This window comes from Mesobacillus sp. (genome assembly GCF_049588175.1).
GTDB lineage: Bacteria > Bacillota > Bacilli > Bacillales > Cytobacillaceae > Mesobacillus.
Genome location: NZ_JBAVFI010000705.1, coordinates 1 through 5,207, shown reverse-complemented (window position 1 = coordinate 5,207; position 5,207 = coordinate 1). Strand labels below are relative to the sequence as shown.

Genomic DNA, 5,207 nt, shown 5'->3' with positions numbered 1-5,207 from the left:
ATATAAAAATCAACAATTAAATTTAATAGAGCTTTATATTTGCTGTTTTCGGAACCATTGTTGTCATGGTTCTATGTAGCATGCCAGGACCATTATTTTTCCAATTTTTTAGTAATCAGGAAGATTTTCGGTATATTTTTAGCTTGTCTTTTCCTTCACTTTTTCAACAATTATTTTATTGAGTCTAGGTGCAAATTGGAACAGTATGGTTCCAATGAAGGCGATCACCAAAATATAGATACTTGCGAACATCTTTAATTCTCCAGTGGCTAGTGCAGCGATTATTACTGAAAACTCTCCCCGCTGCGTCAAAGACAAACCGGCTTTCAAGGAATGACTTCTCGTCAGTCCATACCATTGGCCGCCAAAATATCCGACAATCAGCTTATGAACCAATGACCATAGAATAAGGACAACAAGTAACCCAGCATGAGGTATATCAGTAGTCAGTTCAATATGGAGCCCGAAATTCAGGAAAAAGAAAGGAAGAAAAATATTCCGTACTGGCAAAGCGACTTTTTCAACCTTATCCTTAATGGATAACTCCGATAGCATCATTCCTGCAAGGAAAGCACCAATTACTTCAGATAAACCAAGAAACATGGCGATACCGCCATACGTTAAAGCAATTCCTGTGATTAAAACGATGAAAATATCATCCTGCTTTATCTCCATCAATAACGGTTCAGCTTTCGTAAACACTACTCTAGCGAATAATACAGCCACTCCAGCAAGCAGGGTTATTTTCAGAATGATGAATAAGAAATCTTTTATTGTAAAGCCTTCACCTGTAAGGCCGATCAGCACAGTAACAAGAATGGGTGCAATCAAATCTTCAAAAACAAGAATGAGGAGCATGAATTCTGATTCTTTATTTTCAGTCCTATTTTTATCTTCCAGGAGTTTAGCGGTTATAGAAGAACTTGTTGCGTAGACGATACCCCCTACAATTAATGATGCAACCCAATCAAGGCCGAAAAGGTAACTTATTCCTGCTGTTACAAGGATTCCAAGAACAGCATCAAGTAAACCGCCCTTCCATACTTTCCCACTGTTGCGAATTAATCTGTTAACGGAGAACTTCATTCCTAGCAGAAAAAATAACAGAACCAGCCCAATTTCTCCAGCTGCCTCTATAACCTTGGATTCATCAAGAACTGTGGATAAAACGAGTCCGAGCAAAATATATAATAATATATCAGGGATTTTAATTATTTTGATGCCGATGATGCCAATAAGAAACAAAACCAGCAGGAAGAGTCCGATGGCCAATGTCAGATTCAAAGAGCAACAACACCTTTTCAATAGTTATATTAATCCTAAGATTAACTTCCCTTTCTTCTACCCTTTTTATTAACATTCAACACTGTTAATTTGCTTGCTCTCAAGCTTTAGTTCGATTAGGAACAAGAAAATATGATAAAATTATTGTAAGACCACGTACTAAATAAGCTCATGTTTACCAATATAGAAATGTTTAAGGGGGAAAAAATGAACAGTATTCCAGAACAAGTTCTTGTCCAATACAAGCATAAGGGCATTACAAAAACAAAACTGGCTAAAAGGATCTTTTTTATCATTTTAGGTGCGATCCTTATGGGAGTTGGAATTGAGGAGTTCCTTGTCCCAAACAGAATACTTGATGGAGGAATTGTAGGTATTTCGATTATCCTGTCTCATCTGTCAGGATGGCGTCTGGGTCTTTTTATCTTTATCCTGAACATCCCTTTCTTTTTCATCGGCTATAAACAAATTGGAAAGACCTTTGCCTTATCTACACTTTTAGGAATCACGGTGTTATCCTTGACGACCAGTTTTCTTCACGAGGTACCTGTATTTACCGAAGACCTGCTTTTGGCTACTGTTTTTGGCGGCATCGTCCTTGGTTCTGGTGTAGGGATTGTTATCCGCTATGGAGGGTCTTTGGATGGAACGGAGATATTAGCAATCCTGGCAAATAGAAAATTGCCTTTCTCCGTAGGTGAAATCATTATGTTCTTTAATATCTTCATTTTTGGAACAGCGGGTTTCGTCTTTGGATGGGATCGAGCAATGTATTCCATCCTCACTTATTTTATCGCATTTAAAACGATTGATGTCGTGATGGCCGGATTGGACGAATCAAAAGCAGCGTGGATTATCAGTGAACAGCATAAGGAAATCGGCGAAGCCATCCTGGCACGCCTTGGCCGTGGGGTTACATACTTAAATGGTGAAGGAGCATACACGGGGGATGACAAAAAAGTCATTTTCTGTGTTATTACAAGGCTCGAAGAAGCAAAGTTAAAATCGATTGTTGAAGAGCTTGACGATTCAGCTTTCCTAGCAGTCGGCAACATTGCAGAAGTCCGCGGCGGAAGGTTCAAGAAGAAAAATATACATTAAAAGAAAGGAAAGATGCATGAACATCTTTCCTTTCTTTTATCCTTTAACCTTCGAATAAATATTAGTATCATATGAAACACCGTTTTGAATAATGTAGTTCTTTAAGACCCCCTCCTTCTGGAAACCCAATTTCACAAGTAATTCATTTGATTGACCATTCTCGAGAAATACAACCGCACCTATTCTCATTAAATCCATTTCATTCAAACCAAATTCTAATGCCCTGCTTATGGACTCCTGAGCATATCCCTTTCCCCAGTAATCAGGATGGAGCTCATAGCCAATTTCAGCCCGCCTATTTTTTGAAGACCAGGCATGAAATCCTACTGTACCAATCAATCGATTTTGACCCTTTATTTGAATTCCCCATCTGAATCCTTTATTTTCAATATAATTCATTTTAAATGAATGAATGAGTCCAACCGTTTCTTCAATCTGCGTCATCTTTTCGGAGCCATAGTGCTGCATAACTCGATCATCTGAGAAATTTTTAAACAGGTCCTCTGCGTCATCCTCCTTAATTTCTCTAAGTATTAGACGGTTCGTTTCTAATTCTGGAAATTCCATATATCCTCCTGTTGACTCTATTTTCTTAATACTCATTTCTTTTCCAGGGAGTAAATATCCTTCTAATTCAAAGAAAAAGCCGCCCTTTTAGGACGACCAATGAATTCATTCTTCTGCTGGCGCAGCATCGACAGCTATTTGATAGGCTTCAAGCAGATACGTTTTTTCTATATCATTATTCAAACCGACCAAATATTGCTCGTCTCCCTTTTCTTCTACCTTCATCAGGACAGTGCCCTCTGGATCTCTGAGCAATGCAAAGGATTCTCCTTTCATTTCAAAGAGTGCTTCTACTTCATATTGTCTTTGTATTCCATTTTCATCAACGACAGTTACCAGGTCCCTGATTGAATCTTGATCCAATATATCATCACCTCCAATTATCATTATAATTTCCCCTTGCATTCTCTTTGTTATGAAATGGGATTACATTTTTTCCATGAACAATGCTAAACATAAATTGTCTGTGGTTATTTCGCTCAGGCTTGGTAAATCAAAATTGTTCATTAATTTAAAATAAACTTTTAAATACAATTCTCTTTTTTCATCTATATAATATTCCTAACAAACTTGTTTTTGGAGGGTACACTTGTGAAAACAGCAGGAATCATAATTGGATCTACGATCGTGTCATTCGCATTTAATCTTTTTCTAATTCCCCATAGTATTATGAGCAGCGGCATAAGCGGCCTTTCAATCATTTTATCTATGCTTACCTCCATTAACACAGGAATATTTAATTTTCTTTTAAATCTCCCATTACTGGTCCTTGGCTATTTAAAATTAGGACGGAAATTTATATTCTATACAATACTTTCAGTTGCAACCATTTCAATAACCCTATATTTAATTCCAGTTATGGCTCTTGCGGAAAACCCAATACTATCTTCTATATTTGGCGGTGCAATTGCAGGATTAGGTATAGGAATTATCTTCCGTTCATCAGGATCCTCTGGCGGTTTCGATATAGTCGGCATGCTTCTGGCAAGACGAAAAGATTTCCCTATGGGCACCCTGTTATTCGCGATGAATTCAATAGTAATTCTGTTATCAGGATTTTTATTTAGCTGGGATGCTGCATTAAATACACTTGTTTCCATTTATGTTTTGGGTAAAGTAATAGACAAAGTACATACCCACCATGTTAAACTCACCTTAATGATCATCACCAAAAAAGGTGAAGAAGTAAAACAGCATTTGTTAATGAACGTTTATCGAGGAGTAACAGTTATTGACTCAGTTGGTGGCTACTCAAATGAAAAAAGTAATGTAATCATTACAGTAATCTCCCGTTATGAGCTTACCGAAGTTAAAACATTGATTGAAGAAATCGATCCGGAAGCCTTTGTGAATATCACTGAAACTTTAGAGGTAATGGGACTTTTCCATAGAAAACAGCATTAATTTTAAAACATTCAAGAAGGAGAAATAAACTCTTCTTGAATGTTTTTTCATTTTCCAATAAAAATCATCTTGAAATGTTTTTCATTTCATCATATAATAATTGAGTCGTCAAAATTATATCTTGTCTCAGTAGCTCAGTAGGATAGAGCAACAGTTTCCTAAACTGTAGGTCGGAGGTTCGAATCCTCTCTGGGACACTTTAAATAAAGCCTTTCTCTATTTGAGAAAGGCTTTATTTTTTGGGGAATTGGAACTAAAGTGTTTCTTTTGTCGTCTATATAGATGCAATCTCATGTCCGCAGTTAATATTTCTAAAAAGTGTTATGATTTTCTTTTGGATTAAGATTGATAGATTGTGGTATTTATACACCATGACCAATTAAGTTAAAGGGGAAATGATATGAGAGCTAAGATGAAAGACATTCCTTATTTATTATTTTTGCTGGTGATGCCAGCATTAGGATTAATATATAAACTATTAAATGCGAATCCTCGTGATCCGGTAATCCTTTCTACACACATAGATACTATGATTCCTTTTTTACCTGTGTTCATCCTACCCTATATTATCTGGTACGCTTTTATATTGGGCTACCTGATTTATTTTTGGTATAAAGATATCAGTGTTTATCTCAAGACTTTGAGTGTCATAGTTATTGGTGAATTAGTTTGTTTCTTGATTTACTTTTATTTTCAAACGACAGTGCCTCGTCCAGATGTGTCCGGAGATGGAATGTTAGCGAATCTCGTTCGAATGATTTATAGTCATGACCAGCCTTATAATGCGTTCCCAAGCATTCATGTTTTAACAACATTCGCTATCATTCTTGGCAATATTAACATTCGGAATA

Annotated in this window: 6 protein-coding genes and 1 tRNA gene; 4 read left to right on the top strand and 3 right to left on the bottom strand. The window is 36.6% G+C overall.

From position 1 onward, the window contains the following. Nucleotides 1–138 precede the first annotated feature (138 nt). Entirely contained in the window at nt 139–1,284 is a 1,146-nt protein-coding gene (locus tag WB217_RS17210; protein ID WP_423994511.1) for a cation:proton antiporter, read from the bottom strand. 207 nt (nt 1,285–1,491) lie between these two features. Between WB217_RS17210 and WB217_RS17205 the strand changes: the two genes are divergently transcribed. Next, entirely contained in the window at nt 1,492–2,385 is an 894-nt protein-coding gene (locus WB217_RS17205; protein WP_423994510.1) for a YitT family protein, read from the top strand. Between the two features lie 36 nt (nt 2,386–2,421). On the opposite strand, the gene WB217_RS17200 is transcribed toward WB217_RS17205, so the two are convergent. Then, complete coding sequence (locus WB217_RS17200) at nt 2,422–2,952, bottom strand: GNAT family N-acetyltransferase (protein ID WP_423994509.1); 531 nt, start codon at nt 2,950–2,952, stop codon at nt 2,422–2,424. 105 nt (nt 2,953–3,057) lie between these two features. Beyond that, nucleotides 3,058–3,339: a DUF1292 domain-containing protein gene (locus WB217_RS17195; RefSeq protein ID WP_423994508.1), complete on the bottom strand. Its 282-nt coding sequence runs from the start codon at nt 3,337–3,339 to the stop codon at nt 3,058–3,060. Nucleotides 3,340–3,543: 204 nt separating this feature from the next. Here WB217_RS17195 and WB217_RS17190 point away from each other — a divergent pair, with 204 nt between their 5' ends. The 3 genes from WB217_RS17190 to WB217_RS17180 all read left to right on the top strand — a co-directional run. Then, nucleotides 3,544–4,356 (top strand): YitT family protein, encoded by an 813-nt coding sequence (locus WB217_RS17190; RefSeq protein ID WP_423994507.1) that lies wholly within the window; start codon nt 3,544–3,546, stop codon nt 4,354–4,356. Between the two features lie 123 nt (nt 4,357–4,479). Next, nucleotides 4,480–4,553: transfer RNA gene (locus WB217_RS17185), tRNA-Arg, on the top strand. A gap of 203 nt (nt 4,554–4,756) precedes the next feature. Continuing rightward, nucleotides 4,757–5,207, top strand: a 451-nt coding sequence (locus WB217_RS17180) for a phosphatase PAP2 family protein (RefSeq protein WP_423994506.1), incomplete at its 3' end; no start/stop codon positions are given.

Excerpts from the sequence above, each read along its gene's own strand:
- WB217_RS17205 (WP_423994510.1), top strand. The coding sequence starts at position 1,492 with ATGAACAGTATTCCAGAACAAGTTCTTGTCCAATACAAGCATAAGGGC.
- WB217_RS17200 (WP_423994509.1), bottom strand. The coding sequence starts at position 2,952 with ATGGAATTTCCAGAATTAGAAACGAACCGTCTAATACTTAGAGAAATT.
- WB217_RS17195 (WP_423994508.1), bottom strand. The coding sequence starts at position 3,339 with ATGATAATTGGAGGTGATGATATATTGGATCAAGATTCAATCAGGGAC.